This window comes from Ruegeria sp. G7, from assembly GCF_056535465.1.
In genome coordinates, this window is sequence record NZ_JBQFIL010000002.1 from 259,477 (window position 1) to 278,157 (window position 18,681).

Consider the following 18,681-nt stretch of genomic DNA (forward strand, 5'->3'; position numbering starts at 1 on the left):
GGCGGATGATCCGCAATCGGGGCCGACCCGGTCGGGCAGAAGAGGCTCTTGTTGGACCAAAAACGACATGGCGTCGTTTTTTTGCAGTCGCATTCGCAACACGTTATGGCAAAGAGCATCTCTGCAAGCATCTGGTCGCGAGCGACATTTCGCACTGGGCCGGGTATTTGCGACGCTAGTGCAACCAAGGCGCTAAATCGCCGAACGCTCGGCGGCACGCGATCGTGTAGTTTGTCGCCTGATAAGCTGGACGGCGGTGCGCGTGCAGTCGTTGGGCCTTGACGTTTCCTGAAGCCATCCGACGATCATGTCAGCCACCGTTTTTCCAAACGCCTGAACGCCGCAATGCACGGTCGAGAGGGGCGGCCAATACTCTGCCGCTTCTGCAATATCGTCAAAGCCTATGAGCTGGAAATCCCCGCCAATACTGCGGCGCCCTTCATGGCAGGCATTGATCATCCCAAAAGCCACGAGGTCATTGAAACATACCGCCGCATCACAATCGGGATGCTCTTCGAATAATTGCACCGCAACCGTCTGCCCAAAAGCACGATTGCTGCGACCCGTCAGAACCAATGGGGGCTGCGCCTGAGTGGACATGACCTCGAGATAACCGGCATATCGTTCCTGCGTCACCTTCCGCCCCTCAAGCCCCCCGACAAACGCAATCTTTTTGGCACCGGTCTCGATCAGATGGCGCGTCGCGATACGACCCCCTTCCGCGTAATCAGGCGCAATGAAAGGAAATGCTTCCGTATTGTCGTCGACCTGCCGCAGGACCTGCATCATCGGAATACCCGCACGCTCAACCGCGGCAAAGGTTTGGGACACATCCCCATAAGCTGGCGAGATGATCAGTGCAGAAACCCCATGTTCCAGCATGGCCCTGACAACCTGATCCTGCAGCTCTGGGTCTTCGTTGGTGTTCGCGACGACAACTGCATACCCACGCGCGCCAAGCGTCATCTGCAGCGATGTGGCGAATTCGGTGAAAAACGGATTGGTCAGATCGTTGATCACAAGCCCAACCAGCGCTGTGCCCGAGGACCGCAGGTTGGCCGCCGACCGGTTGTACACGTAACCGATCTCTTTCATTGCCGCATGAACAAGCGTCCGGGTTTTGGGTTTCACATGCGGGCTGCCCTGTAAAACCAGACTGACCGTTGACTTCGAAACGCCTGCCTTGCGGGCCACATCTATGATCGTCGGTCGGCGCATTCGGATTACTGTTCTACTCCGTGCAGGGTCAGCAATGTGGCCATACGCGTCCGCGCCAATTCCGGGTCCCGAAGCAGGCCAGCCTGATCCGCCAGGCGAAAGACCTGTGCATAGTGACAAATGTCACGGCTGGACTGAAATCCACCCGGCATGATGAAATGAGACTGCGCCCCATTCAGCCATGCCAGATAGGTGATCCCCGCTTTGTAGAACCGCGTCGGTGCGCGGAATATCTCGCGGCTGAGGGGGACGGTCGGAGCAAAAAGCGACTGATAACGATCCATGTCGCCCATCGCGAGTGCCTCAAGCGCCTGACTCGCCGCCGGAGCGATTGCTGCAAAAATTCCAAGCAACGCATGTGAGAAATGTTCGCCATCGCCTGCGATCAGGTCGGCATAGTTGAAATCGTCGCCCGTATACAGACGAACCCCATCCGGAAGGCGGGTGCGGAAGGCCTCTTCATGAGACTGATCCAAGAGGGAAATCTTTATCCCATCCACTTTCGCGGGATTCTCGTTGATCAGGTTCAGAACAAAGTCGCTGGCCACCGCGACATCCGTGTGGCCCCAATAGCCGGTCAGCGCGGGATCAAACATATCACCCAGCCAGTGCAGAATGACGGGCTCGACAGCACCGTCAATCAACGCCCGATAAACGTCGTGATAAACGTCGGGCCCAGCCCCAATCGCCGGAAATGCGCGCGACGCCATCAGGATCAGCTGACCGCCCGCGGCCTCGATCGCTTCGGCTTGATGTTCATAGGCCGACAGAATCTCTCCGGCCGTGTTTAGCGCACTCAGCGGAAGATGGTCTGTCCCCGCGCCGCATGCAACGCGCGGCGATAAAGGGTGCGCACGCGCCGCCTGCATCGTACGCTGGATCAATTCCAGTGCGGTCGCCCAGTCGACGCCCATGCCGCGCTGTGCCGTGTCCATCGCTTCGGCCAGCCCAAGGCCCTGATCCCATAATTCTTGCCGGAACTGCAACGTGGCCTCCCAATCCACCGCAGGCCGTCCTTCCCATGGGTTGCGCTCGGCCAACGGATCGGAAACCACGTGCGCGGCAGCAAAGGCCGTACGCGTCAACGCAACTTTGGGCGCACGTGGCACCAACGGGGTCCCAACCAGCGTGTAAGTCTCCAGCTGACCGTCAGGATTGGGCAGTATCAAACTCATCGCGCTATACCTCCAGATCCAGTACCAAAATACCCTCGATCCCACCTACGGCATTTTCGACCAGCTGCGCACCCAGAGCCTTGTGCGCCTCGTGATCCTGATAGGTCTGCAGCGCGGCCCAATCCTCAAAATCGATTGTGAAACCATGCATATAACCGCGCTCAATCTGTTCGGGGCTTTGGCTGCGACCACCAGCAAACCCGCCGGCGCCGGGCAGTATATCGGCCACATCCGCGAGGCCTTTGTAGATGGTCGCAATGGTCGCTTCAGCAACGTCCGGGCGAAATTTCGTCAATACGATATGGCGGATCATGTTCAGAAACCTTGATCTTGTTTGATCATGTCGGCAGCTTTCTCGCCAATCATGATCGTCGGGGCGTTTGTATTCGAAGAATTGACCGTCGGCATGATCGAAGCATCCGCGACACGCAGGCCTTCGATCCCGTTAAACCGCAAACGCGGGTCCAAAACGGCCTCGGCGTCACTGCCCATGCGGCATGTGCCCGCGCAGTGATGCGAGGTTTTCGAATGCACGCAGATGAAGTCAAAATACTCCGCTTCGCTCTGCACATTCGGCCCTGGCAGACGCTCGGCCAGGATATATGGCTTGAGCGCATCCTGCGCGAGGATGTTCTGTACCAACTTCAGGCCACGGATCGACATCTCTCGGTCATAAGGATCAGCCAGATAGTTGGGATCGATCAAAGGCATAGCTGCGGGATCGGCACTTTGCAGCCGCACCGTCCCGCGCGAGCGTGGTCGCAGGAAGCAGGCATTTAGCGTAACGCCACCATTGGGCATGGCTTCGACGCCTGCTTCGATCCCGGTCCCAAGACCCAGGTGCATCTGGATATCCGGGGACCGGGCATCAGGGTCGGCATACCAGAAACCACCGGTCTCAAAGAGACTTGAGGCGACCGGGCCCTTACGTGTGAAGATGTATTGCAACCCTGCCAAAGCCGACAGGTGTAACTTCGCAAAGCGGTCATAAGTGTGCGGTCCGGTGACCTCGCATATCGAATAAAGGTCCAGATGATCCTGCAGGTTCTCACCCACCTGAGGCTGATCATAGACCGCGTCTATCCCAAGGCCGTTCAAATGATCAGCAGGGCCGATGCCCGAAAGCTGCAACAAGCGGGGCGATCCGATGGCGCCAGACGACAGAATGACTTCTTTCGCAGCAGTGATTTTCTCACCCCCGACCATTTCGACACCGATTGCACGACCCTTGTCCACCATGATGCGCCTGACCTGCGCCCCGGTCCGGACGCTCAGGTTGGCACGACCGCGGTTCGGAGTGACAAAAGCCATCGCGGCGGACGAGCGGCGCGCCTTGCGCTGAGTCAACTGGTAATACCCGGCGCCATCCTGTTTGGGGCCGTTCACGTCCCGTGTTTCGGGAATACCCAGCTGCCCTGCGGCCTTGATGTAGGCATCGCAAATCGGCAAAGGGGCTGCGGGCTGCGACACGCCCATCGGTCCACCTTTGCCGTGGTATTCATTGTCGTAGGTGTCGTTGTCCTCAGACTTTTTGAAATAAGGCAGGACGTCAGCATAGCTCCACCCGTCGCAACCCATTTGCCGCCAGTCGTCGTAATCCTGCGCCGCTCCTCGGGTATAAATCTGCGCGTTAATCGCAGATCCTCCGCCGATGACCTTGGCTTGTGTATAGTTGAACACCTTGTTCTGCATGTGTTTTTGCGGAACGGTTGACCAGCCCCAGCTGCCGATGCCCTTCGTCATCTTGGCAAAGCCTGCAGGTAAGTGAAAGAATGGATGCCGATCCGTCGATCCGGCCTCGAGCAGCAATACCTTTGCCGAAGGTTCCTCGGACAGCCGCGCAGCAATGACCGAACCGGCAGAACCGCCTCCGATCACGATGAAATCAAACCCTTCAGACATTCGTCTATGCCCTGATCTAAAGACGTGGAATTGACAGACCGCCATCTACGGGAATGGCGGCTCCGGTGGAAAAATGCATCTGCCCTTCAACAAGCGGCAGGACAACAGACGCGATATCTTGGGGCTCGCCCCAACGCGCTGCGGGGACCAGTCCGTTTTCGATCCGGTCCGTGTATGTTTCGCGCACGCCCGCCGTCATGCCGGTTGCTATTATGCCGGGACGCAACTCGAAAACGCCGATCCCGTGCGGCGCAAGACGCACTGAGAACAGTTGCGCCATCATCGACGCGGCAGCTTTCGAGACACAGTATTCGGCGCGCTCGACCGACGCCATCGTGGCACTGACGGAGGTTACAAATATTATGGACCGGTAGGTATCTTGCGGCAATTTCAACATCCGCCGGGCCACCTGCTGCGCCAGGAAAAATGCGCCGCGCGTATTGATATTCTGGACGAAATCCCAGTTTTGGGGCTGTAGGTCCAGCATATCGCCACGCACAGGGGCCCCAACGCCAGCATTATTGATGAGCGAGGTGACAGGGCCACATTCGGCCTCGACCTGATCCAGCAGTGCCGGAACGTGCGATATATCAGCCACGTCGTGCCGGATGTAAGAAGCGCCTGAGCCAAGCTGCGTCAAAGCCTCCTGCACCACCGGCGTATTTGACTCGAACTGCGAGGCCACTACAACTTTGTATCCCGCCGCGATCAACCCGTGCGAGATGCCAAGGCCGATGCCCTGCTGCCCTCCCGTGACCAGGGCAACCCGGCTCATGCTGCGAACTCCGTCTCGGCGATGTGCCGGCCCGCGCGAAGTGCCAGCGCGGCAATGGTCAATGCCGGGTTGACAGCAGCGGACGTCGGCAGCACCGAGGCATCGACCACGAACAGATTACTGTGGTCGTGGCTCCGGCAATAGGTGTCCACAACGCTGTCCAGAGGGTTAACGCCCATGCGGGCCGTCCCACACTGATGCGACGGCGTTCGGCGATCAAAAGGTCTTGACAGGACGATCGGGAAACCCGCCCTCCGCAAATGGGATTTCAATCGCGTTACCAGCGCCTCGTGTGCGGCCCAGTTCGACCGCTTCCAGTCGAGACAGATTTGACCCTGATTGAGGCTCACGCGGCTCTCGGGATTTGGCAGGTCTTCGGACATCGCATAGAAGTCAAAGCTTCTGTTCGCGATCAGGTTGGCAAGCAATGTCGGTAATCGGCTCTGTGTTGCCAGTATCGGCCCGGTAATCTTACCCAGCATCTGGATGTTCCCAAGCGGGAAACCACCTTCGCCATCATCGTTGTAGTAGTCATTGAACATCAGAGTTTTCTGATACACCGACCGGTTTTTACGAAACGGATGCAGGGCAAGGACCGCTGAACAATTGTGGTTCATGAAGTTCCGCCCAACCTGATCCGAGCGGTTTGCAAGACCCGCTGGACAATTGTCGTTGGCCGAGCGCAACAACAGCGCCGCAGATTGAACAGCGCCTGCTGACAGAACGACCAATGGGGCCGTGAACGTGCCGTGCCCGTCTACATCGACACCCGTGATCCGGCCGTCTGCCTGACTGTTCAGCTTTTGCACGGGTGCGCGGGTCAACAGATCGACGTTGTCGCAAGCCAAGGCCTTTGCAAGCGCTCGTGTTTCCGCGTCCATCTTCCCGCCGCAGGTGTTTGGAAAAGCATCCCAGGTGGTCCGGCCAGCCGCCAGCCATGTGTCGATATCCACTCCCAATGGGACCGATGACGGCGTCAGACCGCTGCGACTCAGACGATCCCTGAGATCGGCGATATCTGCCTCATCAGAAACCGGCGGGTGCGGATAGTCCGCGCTATGCGGCGGTTCGGATGGGTCTTCTCCTACCGTTCCGCGCACATCGTAAAGCTGTTCGGCCGCTGTGTAGTCCGCCTCCAACTCATCATAGGTTATCGGCCAGCCGGGCGCCTCACCGCCCATATGCTGGCGGCGTTGAAAATCGTCTTGCCGGTAGCGTATTAGGGCGGCGCCGTAGAATTTGGAATTTCCGCCCACGCAATAGTAATTTCCGGGATTGAAACGCTGCCCGTCCCCGTCCAGCCATGTCTCATCCGGACGAAAGTGACCATCGCCGAAGATCGCCTGCGGGTCGCGATCCTGCGCCGAGGGGCGCAGGTACTCTCCGCGCTCAAGGATCAGGATGCGGCGACCTGACGGGGCCAGCGCTGCGGCCAGCGTTGCCCCTCCGATCCCGGATCCGATGATTATGACATCGGCTTGTTTCACGGAATGATCCGCATCTCGCTTTCAGGATCAAAGGCAACGGCCTTTTCCATGTTCACGGCAAAGTCGAAATCCTGACCCGGCGCGACCTCGGCATCTGATCGCATCCGGGCGATCACGTCCTTACCACCAAGTGTCATCGACACGAATGTATCCGAACCCGCGGGTTCGGTCACAACGATGCGGTTTTTCATCGGCGCGATGTTCGAAGACTTCCGGTCCGCGCCATCCATGTCAGTGATGGTCTCGGGGCGAATGCCAAGCAAGATCTCTCGGCCATCCCAAGCGCTCAGGTTATCCTGGCTGAACGGCAAATGCGCCATTGATCCATCATGCAGAGCGACCTCGGCATGAGGGCGACCGTTCAATACCGCAACCTTCGCGGGCACGACGTTCATTGCGGGCGACCCCATGAAAGTGGCAACGAAGATATTGGCCGGGGTATCATAGATTTCCTGCGGCGTACCCAGCTGCTGGACATAGCCGCCGTTCATCACAGCGATCCGGCTTGATAGGGTCATCGCCTCAATCTGGTCATGGGTCACGTAGACGATGGTTGTGCCCAGGTTCTGATGCAGCTTCTTGATCTCGGTCCGCATGTCGACACGCAGCTTGGCATCGAGATTGGAAAGCGGTTCGTCAAACAGGAACACATCGGGATTACGTACCAAGGCCCGCCCCATCGCCACGCGCTGCCGCTGACCCCCGAGAGCTGACCGGGCTTGCGATCCAACAGCTGTTCGATCTGCAAAAGCTTTGCGACCTCTTGCATCGCTTTGTCGCGTTCAGGTTTGGGCACCCCGTGCATCTCAAGCCCAAATGTGATGTTTTGACCGACCGTCATATTCGGGTAGAGCGCGTAGCTTTGGAACACCATGGCGATGTTGCGGTTCGACGGGTGCACCCCGTTCATCACCTGATCCTTGATGCGGATTTCGCCGCTGGTGATCTCTTCAAGCCCCGCAATCATGTTCAGCAGGGTCGACTTACCGCAGCCCGATGGACCGACAAGCACCAGGAACTCTCCTTCCTGCACCGAAATATCGACTTTGTGCAGAACCTCGACCGCCCCGTAGGATTTGGTCGCGTTGTCTATGTCTAGAAAACCCATGAGGTCTTATCCTTTCACCGAACCCGCCATCAGGCCACGGACGAAGTATCGACCGGCCACGATGTAGACGAGCAGAGTTGGCATGGCGGCCAGAATGGCGCCTGCGAAATGAACGTTGTATTCCTTCACACCGGTTGACGACTGCACCAGATTGTTCAGTGCCACCGTCATCGGTTGGCTGTTGGCATCAGCAAAGGACGCGCCGAACAGGAAGTCATTCCAGATGTTGGTGAACTGCCAGATGATCGAAACCACGGCGATCGGCCCGGAACTGGGCAGAAGGATGCGCCAGAAGATCTGGAAGAACCCGGCGCCATCAATCTGTGCGGCCCGGATCAACTCGGTCGGGAACACGGCATAGTAGTTGCGGAAGTAGAGCGTGGTGAAGCCGATCCCGTAGACCACATGGACCAGCGCCAGACCCCATGTCGAACCCGCCAGTCCGATAATGCCCAGCATCCGCGCCATCGGGATCAGGACGATCTGGAACGGGATGAAGCAGGCAAATAGCATCAGTCCGAACAGGATGGTGTCATACTTGAACCGCCACTTGGTCAGCACGTAACCATTCAGCGCCCCAAGGATGGTCGAGACAATCACCGCCGGGACCACCATCTTGATCGAGTTCCAGAAGTAGGGCTTCAACCCGGTTGGATCGACGCCAATCTGGGCCGAGGACCATGCTTTGAGCCATGGCTCGAGCGTGAACACCTGCGGCAAGTTCATCATGCCGCCGCCAGTGATCTCTTCCAGCGGTTTGACCGAGTTCACCAGCATCACGTAGAGCGGCAGCAGGTAGAACAGAGCGAACAGCAAAAGCACTAGATAGATCAGCGTGCGGGTGACACGGCCGGTGCGGATTGCAGTATCCTGAGAAGCTTGTGACATCAGCGTTTCTCCCGCAATTCGGCGTAGAGATATGGGATCATGATTGCGGCGATGGTCATCAGCATGATCGTGGCCGAGGCCGCGCCGATCCCCATCTGATTCCGCGTAAATGTGTACGAGTACATGAAGGTCGCGGGCAATTCCGTGGCGCGCCCCGGACCGCCCCCCGTCAGCGCGATCACAAGGTCAAAAGTCTTGATCGCGAGGTGACTTAGGATCACGAAGGCCGACAGGAATGCCGGTCGTAGCTGCGGAATGATAATCCGGCGATAGAGGTTCCAGTTCGAGGCCCCGTCCATCTGTGCTGCGCGCAGGATTTCATTGTCGATGCCACGCAGTCCCGCCAAGAACATGGCCATGACGAATCCGCTGGTCTGCCAGACTGCCGCCATAACGACCGTGTATATGGCGTAATCGCGGTTCTTGATCCAATCAAATTCAAAGCTGGTCCAGCCCCAGGTATGCATCACGTTTTCCAACCCGATGCCGGGATCAAGAAACCACTTCCAGGCGGTACCGGTTACGATGAAACTGAGCGCCATGGGGTACAGGTAAATCGGGCGCAGCAGCCCTTCGCCTCGTATCTTCTGATCCAGGAAAATCGCCAGCCCCAGGCCGATGCCGGTACAGATCACGATATAAAGACCCGCAAAGATCCCCATATTGATCAGCGAGGTTTCCCAATGGCTCAGACGCCACAGCTTGTCGTAGTTCTCCCAACCGACCCAGCCGAAGGACGGCAGGATACGGCTGTCGGTGAAGGACAGGTAGACCGAAAACAGAATGAAGCCGTAGACAAAGACCAGCATCATCGCCAGCGATGGTGACAGGACCAGTTTAGGAATCCAGTTCTGAAGGCGTGTCTTGAAATCCGCGTCGGCCGAAGCAGCCATGGCGCGCCCTCCTTGTTCGGATGGTGATGGAATAGGGCGACCCTGAGGTGACAGGGCGGCACGAACGCCGCCCCATCGGGAGGATCATGGTCGGATCACTTGGCGATCGATACAGCGTCAACCAGTTCGGTCACCGCAGTCTCGCTGTCGTACTCGCCATTAAAATGCGCCGTGACAACGTCATAGACGGCATTCTTGACCGAGGCCGGTGCCGCGTGGCCATGGGCCATGGAACCGAACAGGTTGCCCGACGATGCCGCCGCTGCCAGATCTTTCATGCCCTGCTGACCGCATGCATCCAGATCGCTACCATCAACATCGGTACGCGCAGGCACCGAGCCCTTCACCTTGTTGAAGGCAATCTGGAACGACGGCGACAGGATCGCGCTGGCCAGCGCAGCCTGTTCAGCCGAAACCGAACCGCCCTGATCGAACATCATGAACTGGTCCGCATTGAAAGTGACCTGATCCTGCGTGCCCGGGAAGCGGAAGCACAGGAAATCCTCGCCCGGTACTTTGCCGGCCCCAAGGAATTCACCTTTGGCCCAGTCACCCATCATCTGGAAACCAGCCTCGCCATTGATCACCATCGCGGTTGCAAGGTTCCAGTCGCGGCCCGAGAAGTTCTCATCGACATTCTCGCGGATGAATGCCATGCGGTCGAACGCCTCTTTCATTGCGTCACCGCCCAGGGTTTCTTCGTCCAGATCGATGAACGCGGCCTTATATCCATCCGGCCCAAGGGTAGACATCGCAACGGCGTCAAAAATCGTGGCGTCCTGCCACGCCTGCCCGCCATGAGCAATCGGAGTGACACCTGCGGCTTTCAGCGTTTCGACCGCAGCAACGAATTCGTCCCAGTTGGTCGGCTGCGCGATACCATTCGCGTCCAGAACGGCCTTGTTGGCCCAGACCCAGTTGGTCGAATGCACATTCACCGGCGCAGCAACCCATTTACCATCGCTCTTGGCAAAGGCTTTCAGCGCATCCGGGACAACTTCGTCCCATCCTTCTTGCGCTGCGACCTCGTTCAGATCGGCCAACGCGCCCTGATCCGCCCAGTCAAGAATGTCAAAACCCAGTGCCTGAACGGCTGTTGGTGCGTTGCCGGCCGTCACACGCGCACGCAGAACAGTCATCGCCTGCTCACCACCACCGCCAGCAACAGGCATATCGGTCCAGCCGATACCCTGACCGGACAGGTCATCTTTCAGAACATTCAGCGCCGCAGCTTCGCCGCCAGATGTCCACCAGTGTAGAACCTCAACCTCTTCCGCATGTGCCAGACTGGTCGTGCACAACAGACCGGCCACGATCAGAGATTTGGTTTTCAGCAATTTACGCATTCTTGTTTCCTCCCTAGATGCGATCTTTTTTCGGGCGCTTTGTTGCGCCCTGATTTAGTCTTGTGAAACCCATGGTACGCGACTGTCGCCAATACGCATAACCACCGATTTTATTTCAAAGAACTCCTCGAACCCGTATCGTCCGATCTCTCGTCCCTGCCCGGATTGCTTGAACCCGCCGAAGGCCACTTCGGGGAATCCATCCATCCAGGTGTTGGTCCAAACCGTTCCCGCTTCTGCGCGGCGGGCGAAGTCAAGGCAGGTATGGACGCTTTCGCTCCACACACCAGCCGAAAGACCGTGAGCGCTATCATTGGCGATAGAAACCGCCTCGTCCAGTGTTTTGAAGGTCAGAACTGAAAGAACCGGCCCAAATACCTCATCCCGAGCGATCGGCATGTCCGAAGAGACGTTCGAGATGATCGTGGGCTGATAGAACTGATCGCCCAAACCTTCGACCTGCAGCAGACCTCCGCCCAGATCGATGGTGGCCCCGGCTGCGGCAGCCTCTTGGACATAGGCGTCTATTTTTGCGTTATGCTCGGGCGTTACAATTGCCCCCACCTGCGTCGTCGGGTCCAGCGGATCGCCGAATTTTACCTTGCGCGATAGATCAACCACGCGCGCACGGAAGGCTTCGGCAATATCCTCATGCACAATGATGCGGCTGCTTGAATTGCAGCACTGGCCAACATTGAAATAAACACCGAATACAACCGCATCTGCCGCCGCTTCCAGATTGGCATCGGGAAAAATGACCTGCGGGTTCTTTCCCCCAAGCTCCAGCGCGACTTTCTTCAAAGTCTCGGACGCAACCGCACTGATCGTTTTGCCAACGGCGGTCGAGCCGGTAAAGCTGACCATATCGACGCTGGGGTGGCTGGACATCGTACTGCCAACCGGAACGCCATATCCCAAAACGATGTTACAGACGCCGGCGGGCAATCCGGCTTCGATCAGCAATTCGCCCAGCATCAAAGTCGTGGACGGCGTCATTTCCGAAGGCTTCACAACCACGGTACAGCCCGCAGCCAGCGCGAAAGGTAATTTCTGGCCGAGAATCCAGAACGGAAAGTTCCAGGGCGTGATGATCGAGACCACGCCGATGGGCTCTTTCAGCACGACACCCATCATGTCCGCGCCCAGTGTATTGTGACTATCACCATGCGTGCTGCGCGCAAGGGACGCCGCATAGCGCCACAGATCGGCGGATCCGCCAACTTCGGCTTTGGATTGGCTGATCGGTTTGCCGCTTTCCAGTGTTTCGATAACCGCTATGCGATCAACGTTCTGTTCGATAAGATCAGCAACCCTCAGCAGTACTGCGGCCCGCTCTTTGCCCGAAGCGCGGCTCCAGACGCCGCTGTCGAAAGCCTGGCGGGCTGCAGAGATCGCTGCCTTTGCGTCCGCTTCGTCCCCCAGCGCCGAGCGGCTCACCACATGGCCATGCGATGGCGATTTGCGCTCGAACGTCTCGCCCGTGCCGCTTTGAACCCATTTACCGTTAATCAGATGGCGCCCTTCGAAAACCGGAGGCATATCAAAGGGAATAGCAGGATTGATTGTCAGGTCTTTCATCCGTCACAGGCCCGAAAACTGAGGGTTACGTTTTTCCATGAAGGCCGTCACGCCTTCTTCGCGGTCCGCCGATGCGGCGATGGCGGCGCTGCCCAGGGCTTCGACCACCGCATCGCGGTCTTCACCCACGGCGGCGTGGATCATGTTCTTTGAAATTTCTGTGGCGCGGGGCGACAATTCCGCCAGTTCCGCGGCGATTTCCAGCGCGCGCGTCAAAGGTTCCTCCGTCGCTTCGACCGCATACCCCAGCGCAACCGCTCGGTCCGCGCTGATACGGCGACCGAACAGCGCCATCTCTTTCACCGCACCTTCCGAGATCAGCCGGGTCAATCGCTGGGTGCCCGACCAGCCGGGCACGATCCCCACCCTTGCTTCAGGTAATGCGAGCGTTGCACGGGGTGCGATCAGGCGTAGATCACAACAACTGGCCAGCTCCAGACCGCCTCCAAAGGCATGTCCGTTTATCGCTGCGATGGTTGGTTTTCCGATGCGGGCCAATCGGTCGAAAACCCGGTGCCCATCCCGGACCCAGTGGCGCGCGAAATCGGCCGGGCTCATACCGCCCCAAGCGCCTATGTCTGCGCCGCAACAAAACGCTTTCTCACCCGCTCCCGTCAACACAATGGCGCGCACAGCGTTATCGAGGGCCACCTCGCGCAAACGGGTATCAAGTTTCTCCAGCATCTCGACCGTTAACGCGTTGAGTTTCGACGCATTATCGAGCGTCACAACCGCCGTTGCGCCTTCAATCTGAAAACTGATCCCGCTCACAACGTCAGCCCCATCGGGCCGGGCGCAAACAGTGATTTTGGCATTTGCACCGCGTTTTCGGCGACCCTAACACGCCCGTCTGAGGCAGCTATGATATCGCGCTCTGCATTTATGCCCGGCATGATCTCGGTCGCGACCAGACCAGCATCGGTCAGGCGGATCACACAACGCTCGGTCACGTACAGGACGTCTTGCCCAGTTTCGCGCGCGCGGCGGCCCGAGAACGTGACATGTTCGACCTGATCCACCATCTTGGTGAACTTACCGGGCGCAGCGACAGCGATGCCGTCTTCCGTCAGTTCGATGCCCGCACCCGCCTCGAACCAACCCGAAAAGACAATCTTCTTAGCGCGCGCCGTAATATCGACAAAACCGCCGCAACCCGCGGTCAAATAAGGTTTCTTGCCCAGTTTCGAGACATTCACATTGCCCTCGACATCCACCTCAAGGAAGGACAGGAAGGACATATCGAAGCCACCCCCCTGGAAATAGATGAACTGCTGGGGAGATGGGACATATGCATGCGCATTCGAGGCGCAGCCAAATGCGAAACCGGTCAACGGCACACCACCCACTGCACCTTGCTCGATCGCCCATGTAACAGCTTGCGGGTGCCCCTCTTCCAGAAGGATACGTGGCACCATCGCGCTGATCCCGAAGCCGAGGTTGGCGCTCATCCCTGCGCGCAATTCCTGTGCGGCCCGGCGGGCGATAATCTTCTCAACGCCGTGTTCCGCCAGAGAGAAGCTGTCCCAGGGCCGCATGATCTGACCCGAAATCGCCGGATCATAGAGCGTCTCAGTGGTTTGCTTCTGTTCCGGGTCCTCCACAATCAGGTCGACCAGATGGCCGGGCACACGCACGTCATGTGGGCGCAGACTGCCGGCAGCGGTTACGCGCTGAACCTGCGCGATCACCAACCCACCATGATTGCGCACGCAAATCGCCTGTTCGAGGCCGCCCAGATAGGCCCCCTCATGTTCATAAGTCAGATTGCCGTACTCGTCGGCAGTGGTTGCCCGCAGAATGCAAACATTGGGGTTGATGTTCGGAAAATGCAGCCATGTCTGCCCGGCAAACTCCGTTCGGGACACGATCGGTGCGGCGGCTCCTTTTGCATTCATCGCACACCCTTCGCGCACCGGATCGACGAAGGTTTCCAGACCGACTTGCGTCAGCACTCCGGGCCGATGCGCCGCTGCCTCGCGATGCATGTCGAACAGGATGCCCGAGGGCACATTATAGGCCGCAACCCGGTCTTCGACGATCATTTTCCAGATATCCGGCATTTCAAGACTGGACGGCCCCGACGGGTAAGAACCGGCCAAAACCCGTGCCAACAGGCCGTCCTGCGCGAGATATTCCATACCCTTCACACCATACATATCCCCGGCGGCAATCGGGTGTAGCGTAGTTATCCCGCGCGGATGCCCTTCGGATTTGAAACGCGCGCCAAGCGCCTTCAACACCCGGTCAGGGCACCCCAGCGCCGACGAGGACGAGACTGTGATGACCGCCGCATCCGGGATGCGCGACACGGCCTCGGCAGCGGAAACAAGTTTAGTCATCAGAACCCACCGTATTCTACGTCAATGCGCCGACCCGAGGCCGCAGCCTCGCGCACGCTGAGGGCCACCGAAAGAGATTTCACCCCATCTGCACCATCGGCGGCCGGAGGGCCTTTTCCTTGTGTCGCCGCGACGAACTCGGAAACACCCTGCACGTAAAGGGAATGATCCGAGAACGAGATATCCTCGCGCCCGTTTTCGGTGACCAGTTCAATGTGGCCAACGGGCCTTTGGGTCATCACGCCGCGGGCCAAGATCGACCCTTTCGTTCCATGTACTTCAAGGCCAGACCCGGCAAATGGATGCGTGAAGCTTTCATGGGTCATGACCATCGCGCCGCTTGGCATCGTCCAGACCGACATGCAGGAATCCTCGACCCCCTGCCCCATCCCAGAGCTCGTCATCTGCGCCACGACCGAGAGCGGGTCCTCGCGCAGCAGAAACCGGGTGACATCGGCATCATGAACAACGATGTCCGGTATGACTCCGCCGCCTGCAGCGGCCGAATTGATCCGCCAACCCTGCAAATGCCCCGGCAAATGCACTGCGTGATGAATGCGCAGGGACAATACATCTCCGATGCGCCCGGCGTCGATCAGATCACGGATCGCGCGATGGCTGCCAGAGCACCGCAAGTGGTGGTTCGTGCCGAAAGTCAGCCCGGCGGCCTCGGCCGCGCGCACCATTTCAACGGCCTCCTGCTGCGTCATCCCAAGGGGTTTTTCACACAGCACGTGTTTGCCCGCAGTGATCGCCGCCATTGCCTGCGCATGGTGCTTTTCATTGGTCGAAGAAATATATACCGCCTTTGCGCTGGGGTCCGCCAGCGCCGCACCCAGATCCGTGGTGGCGTTGGCGATGTCATGTTGTTTCGCCCAGTTTTTCACACGGTCTTCTGAGTTGCTGACAATCCAAGCGACGTCATGCCCGTCCTGCTTTCGTACCGCACCCAGCATATGTTCAGCCGCGATGGTGCTTGCACCAACGAAAATCCAATCCATGGATTCCCTCCCCCGAAACTTGGAACCTTCCAGAATCAGTATTATTGGAACGTTCCATATTTTTCAACAAAAAGTCTGGCCCTGCGCAGTTCGCATCCTAGATCGCACCTCATGAGCTCGACCGATCCCAAATTACTTGTTGTGCTGGGCGACCAACTTTCGCCCGATATCAACGCGTTGCGGCAAGGCATCGCCGGGCGCGATGTCGTGTTGCTGGCCGAAGTCCAAAGCGAAACGCGATATGTGAAGCACCATAAGAAGAAGATTGCCTTTGTCCTGTCTGCGATGCGTCATTTCGCGCAGGAGCTTAGCGAATTGGGCTGGTCGGTCAGGTATGTAAGGCTGGATGATGCGCAAAACACCGGAAGCCTAACCGGCGAAATTGAGCGCGCTTTGGACGAATTGGGGCTTCAAACGGCCATCGTGACGGAGCCGGGTGAGCACCGGCTTGCCAGCGCCTTTGCCAAATCCCCCCGGATCGAGACTTTGCCCGACGACAGGTTCGTCGCGACGCATGCTGAATTTCGGGACTGGGCCGACGGTCGCAAGCAACTGCGTATGGAATATTTCTATCGCGAGATGCGCCGCAAAACAGGTTTGTTGATGTCGGATGGTGAACCGGAAGGTGGCCGCTGGAACTATGACACCGAAAACCGCAAACCAGCCAAACGCACGTTGTTCATGCCACAGCCTTTGCAGACCAAGCCTGACGAGATCACAAGCGAGGTCCTTGACCTTGTCGAACGCGAGTTCGACGATCATTTTGGCGTGCTTCGCCCGTTTTGGTTTGCGGTGACCCGAAGCGGTGCCCTCGCGGCATTGGAACAGTTCATAGACACTGCGTTACCTCGTTTTGGCGACTATCAGGATGCAATGCTGACCGACGAGCCCTTCTTGTATCATTCGGTCCTTGCACAATACCTGAACGCCGGACTGCTCTCGCCGCTTGAAATCTGTCGTCGCGTCGAGAGGGCGTATTACGACGGGCACGCCCCTCTGAACGCAGCAGAGGGCTATATCCGTCAAATCATCGGCTGGCGCGAGTTTGTGCGCGGTATCTATTGGCTGCGCATGCCTTCCTACACCAAGGAAAACTATCTCGACGCCTCCCGCGGGCTGCCCCACTTCTACTGGACGGCAGAAACCGACATGGCGTGCATGAAGTCAGCCATCAGCCAGACGCGTGATGAGGCTTATGCCCATCATATTCAACGATTGATGGTCACCGGCAATTTCGCCCTGCTCGCAGGGGTTGACCCTGCGGAGGTGCACGAATGGTACCTCGCTGTCTACGCCGATGTATATGAATGGGTTGAGGCACCGAACGTAATCGGGATGAGCCAATTCGCCGATGGCGGGCTTTTGGGGTCAAAACCTTATGCGGCTAGCGGGAACTATATCAACAAGATGTCAGATCATTGCGCATCTTGCGCATACGACGTGAAACAGAAATCAGGCCAAAGGGCTTGTCCGTTTAACCCGCTGTATTGGGATTTTCTGGTGCGCAACGAGAAGAAGCTGCGCGGCAACCCAAGGCTGGGTCACGTTTACAGAACCTGGGACCGCATGAGCGCCGACAAACAGCAGAGCTATCTGGAAACCGCAAAGCAGATTTTGGATGATCTCTAGAGTTGGAAGCCCAGATCGTTCAATATCTGCGGAATCTGCTTTTTCAATCGGAAGTACCCTGCAGTCGCGTGTGGCCAAACGCGATCATCGTAGGCGTCCCGCATACGAACCAACTCGATCCCCTGCCCTGCAAGAGCAGGCGCGGCACGGTCCAGCCGCATACGAACCACCCCAATCGGGGCGTAAGCGGTCACAATGCGTCGAACACCCAAACGTTTCGCGGCATCAAGCAAAGGCGGCACCCAGTCGTCTGCAACCACAGCGGACAAGCCGAGCGGCGCCAGCGCGCTGGACACTGCGTCTCTTCTGAATTGTAGCGCCATACCGCTGCCGTTGGTCGGGTTTTCCGGCGTGACAAGCCCCAAAACGCCATCAGCATCCTCTGGCATCAATTGCCCGCTGCCGAGGTCTTCGCTGGTCAGAACCAGCAGATGAGGGCCCTTTTCGGGGGCAGAGGCAGCTGGAAGAGCGCGAAGTGGGTGATCTTCGTCTTCTCTCAGCGCCTCTGCAGCAGATGCAAGACCACGAGGCGCGAACCTGCCCTCGGTGTATCTGGCGATATTGTCAGGTTGCGCAAGATAGACCTTACCTTTGGTATGCAACCCCGCCACCCACCGCCAACTCAGCGTGTTGGATGCCGGATCACCATCCAGAAGGTGGCGTAGGAAAAGATCGGCCCCAAGCTGCCAAGGCAGGCGCAAAGTGAATATCCAGATCGATGCAAACCACATGCGGGCATGGTTGTGCAGATATCCGGTTTGCTGCAGCTCTCGCACCCAGAAATCGAAGCAATCGATACCCGTACGCCCCTCAACGGCAGCCTGGTAATCCGCACCCGGCGACCGTGACGCGCGTTCCAGATCTCGTTGGTAAGACCACCAGACGCTGGGCCGTTGCTCCAACCAACCTTTGAAATACGAGCGCCAGAAGACCTCATGAAGAAATTTCTGGGCTTGGGCATATCCGTGACGTGATAAAACCGCCCCCAGAACCTCAAGCTCGCTCAGAAGTCGGCATCGAAGCCAAGGTGACAATCCAGAAACATTGCTTCGGTTGTCCGGACCAAAATCATAGTTTCGCTGCGCTGCGTATTCGTCCCCGGCATGCGGCAAGAAAGCCTGCAGACGCGCCAACCCTGCACGCCGTGTTGGATGCCACCGGAATTGATCTGGCTTCTGGCTCATTTCAGCCTGATCCAGACGGGTCATCTGTTGCGCCTGCATCTGACAGAGCAATATCTTACCTGATCCCAGGTTCTGGCCCATTTCCGACGCCAGACGAAAGGGCGCCCGCAGCTTGCGCAGGTTTTATGGGGCAAATCGGATTTCTTTCGCATTCTCAT

Annotated in this window: 16 protein-coding genes and 1 pseudogene; 1 reads left to right on the forward strand and 16 read right to left on the reverse strand. The window is 58.1% G+C overall.

The features are described from left to right. Positions 1-192 precede the first annotated feature (192 nt). The 14 genes and pseudogenes from ACR3EN_RS17970 to ACR3EN_RS18035 form a co-directional block, all read right to left on the reverse strand. Entirely contained in the window at positions 193-1,218 is a 1,026-nt protein-coding gene (locus ACR3EN_RS17970; protein WP_480820598.1) for a LacI family DNA-binding transcriptional regulator, read from the reverse strand. A 5-nt stretch (positions 1,219-1,223) separates the two neighbouring features. Continuing rightward, positions 1,224-2,393, reverse strand: coding sequence for a dihydrodipicolinate synthase family protein (locus tag ACR3EN_RS17975; RefSeq protein WP_480820596.1), 1,170 nt, complete (start codon positions 2,391-2,393; stop codon positions 1,224-1,226). 4 nt (positions 2,394-2,397) lie between these two features. Continuing rightward, the gene (locus ACR3EN_RS17980) at positions 2,398-2,706 is read right to left on the reverse strand and encodes a Dabb family protein (RefSeq protein WP_480820594.1); all 309 of its coding nucleotides are present in this window, start codon (positions 2,704-2,706) and stop codon (positions 2,398-2,400) included. Between the two features lie 2 nt (positions 2,707-2,708). Next, the gene (locus ACR3EN_RS17985; RefSeq protein WP_480820592.1) at positions 2,709-4,295 is read right to left on the reverse strand and encodes a GMC family oxidoreductase; all 1,587 of its coding nucleotides are present in this window, start codon (positions 4,293-4,295) and stop codon (positions 2,709-2,711) included. A gap of 16 nt (positions 4,296-4,311) precedes the next feature. After that, entirely contained in the window at positions 4,312-5,070 is a 759-nt protein-coding gene (locus ACR3EN_RS17990; RefSeq protein WP_480820590.1) for a 3-ketoacyl-ACP reductase, read from the reverse strand. Continuing rightward, on the reverse strand, positions 5,067-6,557 hold the full coding sequence (locus tag ACR3EN_RS17995; RefSeq protein ID WP_480870428.1) for a GMC oxidoreductase: 1,491 nt from the start codon (positions 6,555-6,557) through the stop codon (positions 5,067-5,069). Before ACR3EN_RS17995 ends, ACR3EN_RS17990 begins: the two co-directional genes overlap by 4 nt. Beyond that, a pseudogene (locus tag ACR3EN_RS18000) lies at positions 6,554-7,665 on the reverse strand (ABC transporter ATP-binding protein). Before ACR3EN_RS18000 ends, ACR3EN_RS17995 begins: the two are co-directional and overlap by 4 nt. 6 nt (positions 7,666-7,671) lie before the next feature. Then, the gene (locus ACR3EN_RS18005; RefSeq protein ID WP_480820584.1) at positions 7,672-8,553 is read right to left on the reverse strand and encodes a carbohydrate ABC transporter permease; all 882 of its coding nucleotides are present in this window, start codon (positions 8,551-8,553) and stop codon (positions 7,672-7,674) included. After that, positions 8,553-9,446 (reverse strand): carbohydrate ABC transporter permease, encoded by an 894-nt coding sequence (locus ACR3EN_RS18010; protein ID WP_480820582.1) that lies wholly within the window; start codon positions 9,444-9,446, stop codon positions 8,553-8,555. The genes ACR3EN_RS18005 and ACR3EN_RS18010 overlap by 1 nt, the downstream gene beginning before the upstream one ends. A 95-nt stretch (positions 9,447-9,541) precedes the next feature. Beyond that, on the reverse strand, positions 9,542-10,792 hold the full coding sequence (locus ACR3EN_RS18015; RefSeq protein ID WP_480820580.1) for an ABC transporter substrate-binding protein: 1,251 nt from the start codon (positions 10,790-10,792) through the stop codon (positions 9,542-9,544). Positions 10,793-10,846: 54 nt separating this feature from the next. Then, a complete protein-coding gene (locus ACR3EN_RS18020; protein ID WP_480820578.1) occupies positions 10,847-12,370 on the reverse strand; it encodes an aldehyde dehydrogenase family protein in 1,524 nt (507 codons plus the stop codon). Between the two features lie 3 nt (positions 12,371-12,373). Next, complete coding sequence (locus tag ACR3EN_RS18025; protein ID WP_480820576.1) at positions 12,374-13,141, reverse strand: enoyl-CoA hydratase/isomerase family protein; 768 nt, start codon at positions 13,139-13,141, stop codon at positions 12,374-12,376. Beyond that, on the reverse strand, positions 13,138-14,709 hold the full coding sequence (locus tag ACR3EN_RS18030; RefSeq protein WP_480820574.1) for an acyl CoA:acetate/3-ketoacid CoA transferase: 1,572 nt from the start codon (positions 14,707-14,709) through the stop codon (positions 13,138-13,140). Before ACR3EN_RS18030 ends, ACR3EN_RS18025 begins: the two co-directional genes overlap by 4 nt. Beyond that, on the reverse strand, positions 14,709-15,710 hold the full coding sequence (locus ACR3EN_RS18035) for a Gfo/Idh/MocA family protein (RefSeq protein ID WP_480870431.1): 1,002 nt from the start codon (positions 15,708-15,710) through the stop codon (positions 14,709-14,711). The genes ACR3EN_RS18030 and ACR3EN_RS18035 overlap by 1 nt, the downstream gene beginning before the upstream one ends. Before the next feature lie 111 nt (positions 15,711-15,821). Between ACR3EN_RS18035 and ACR3EN_RS18040 the strand changes: the two genes are divergently transcribed. Then, entirely contained in the window at positions 15,822-17,339 is a 1,518-nt protein-coding gene (locus ACR3EN_RS18040; RefSeq protein WP_480870434.1) for a cryptochrome/photolyase family protein, read from the forward strand. On the opposite strand, the gene ACR3EN_RS18045 is transcribed toward ACR3EN_RS18040, so the two are convergent. Together ACR3EN_RS18045 and ACR3EN_RS18050 are read right to left on the reverse strand one after the other, a co-directional pair. Next, entirely contained in the window at positions 17,336-18,604 is a 1,269-nt protein-coding gene (locus ACR3EN_RS18045; protein ID WP_480820568.1) for an FAD-binding domain-containing protein, read from the reverse strand. The two genes, ACR3EN_RS18040 and ACR3EN_RS18045, sit on opposite strands and share 4 nt — an antisense overlap. Further along, positions 18,544-18,681 (reverse strand): DUF2256 domain-containing protein, encoded by a 138-nt coding sequence (locus tag ACR3EN_RS18050; RefSeq protein ID WP_480857958.1) that lies wholly within the window; start codon positions 18,679-18,681, stop codon positions 18,544-18,546. The genes ACR3EN_RS18045 and ACR3EN_RS18050 overlap by 61 nt, the downstream gene beginning before the upstream one ends.

Excerpts from the sequence above, each read along its gene's own strand:
- ACR3EN_RS18035 (WP_480870431.1), bottom strand. The coding sequence starts at position 15,710 with ATGGATTGGATTTTCGTTGGTGCAAGCACCATCGCGGCTGAACATATG.
- ACR3EN_RS18045 (WP_480820568.1), bottom strand. The coding sequence starts at position 18,604 with ATGGGCCAGAACCTGGGATCAGGTAAGATATTGCTCTGTCAGATGCAG.
- ACR3EN_RS18040 (WP_480870434.1), top strand. The coding sequence starts at position 15,822 with ATGAGCTCGACCGATCCCAAATTACTTGTTGTGCTGGGCGACCAACTT.
- ACR3EN_RS18020 (WP_480820578.1), bottom strand. The coding sequence starts at position 12,370 with ATGAAAGACCTGACAATCAATCCTGCTATTCCCTTTGATATGCCTCCG.
- ACR3EN_RS17985 (WP_480820592.1), bottom strand. The coding sequence starts at position 4,295 with ATGTCTGAAGGGTTTGATTTCATCGTGATCGGAGGCGGTTCTGCCGGT.
- ACR3EN_RS18015 (WP_480820580.1), bottom strand. The coding sequence starts at position 10,792 with ATGCGTAAATTGCTGAAAACCAAATCTCTGATCGTGGCCGGTCTGTTG.
- ACR3EN_RS18005 (WP_480820584.1), bottom strand. The coding sequence starts at position 8,553 with ATGTCACAAGCTTCTCAGGATACTGCAATCCGCACCGGCCGTGTCACC.
- ACR3EN_RS18050 (WP_480857958.1), bottom strand. The coding sequence starts at position 18,681 with ATGAGAATGCGAAAGAAATCCGATTTGCCCCATAAAACCTGCGCAAGC.
- ACR3EN_RS17990 (WP_480820590.1), bottom strand. The coding sequence starts at position 5,070 with ATGAGCCGGGTTGCCCTGGTCACGGGAGGGCAGCAGGGCATCGGCCTT.
- ACR3EN_RS17970 (WP_480820598.1), bottom strand. The coding sequence starts at position 1,218 with ATGCGCCGACCGACGATCATAGATGTGGCCCGCAAGGCAGGCGTTTCG.
- ACR3EN_RS17980 (WP_480820594.1), bottom strand. The coding sequence starts at position 2,706 with ATGATCCGCCATATCGTATTGACGAAATTTCGCCCGGACGTTGCTGAA.
- ACR3EN_RS18030 (WP_480820574.1), bottom strand. The coding sequence starts at position 14,709 with ATGACTAAACTTGTTTCCGCTGCCGAGGCCGTGTCGCGCATCCCGGAT.
- ACR3EN_RS17975 (WP_480820596.1), bottom strand. The coding sequence starts at position 2,393 with ATGAGTTTGATACTGCCCAATCCTGACGGTCAGCTGGAGACTTACACG.
- ACR3EN_RS18010 (WP_480820582.1), bottom strand. The coding sequence starts at position 9,446 with ATGGCTGCTTCGGCCGACGCGGATTTCAAGACACGCCTTCAGAACTGG.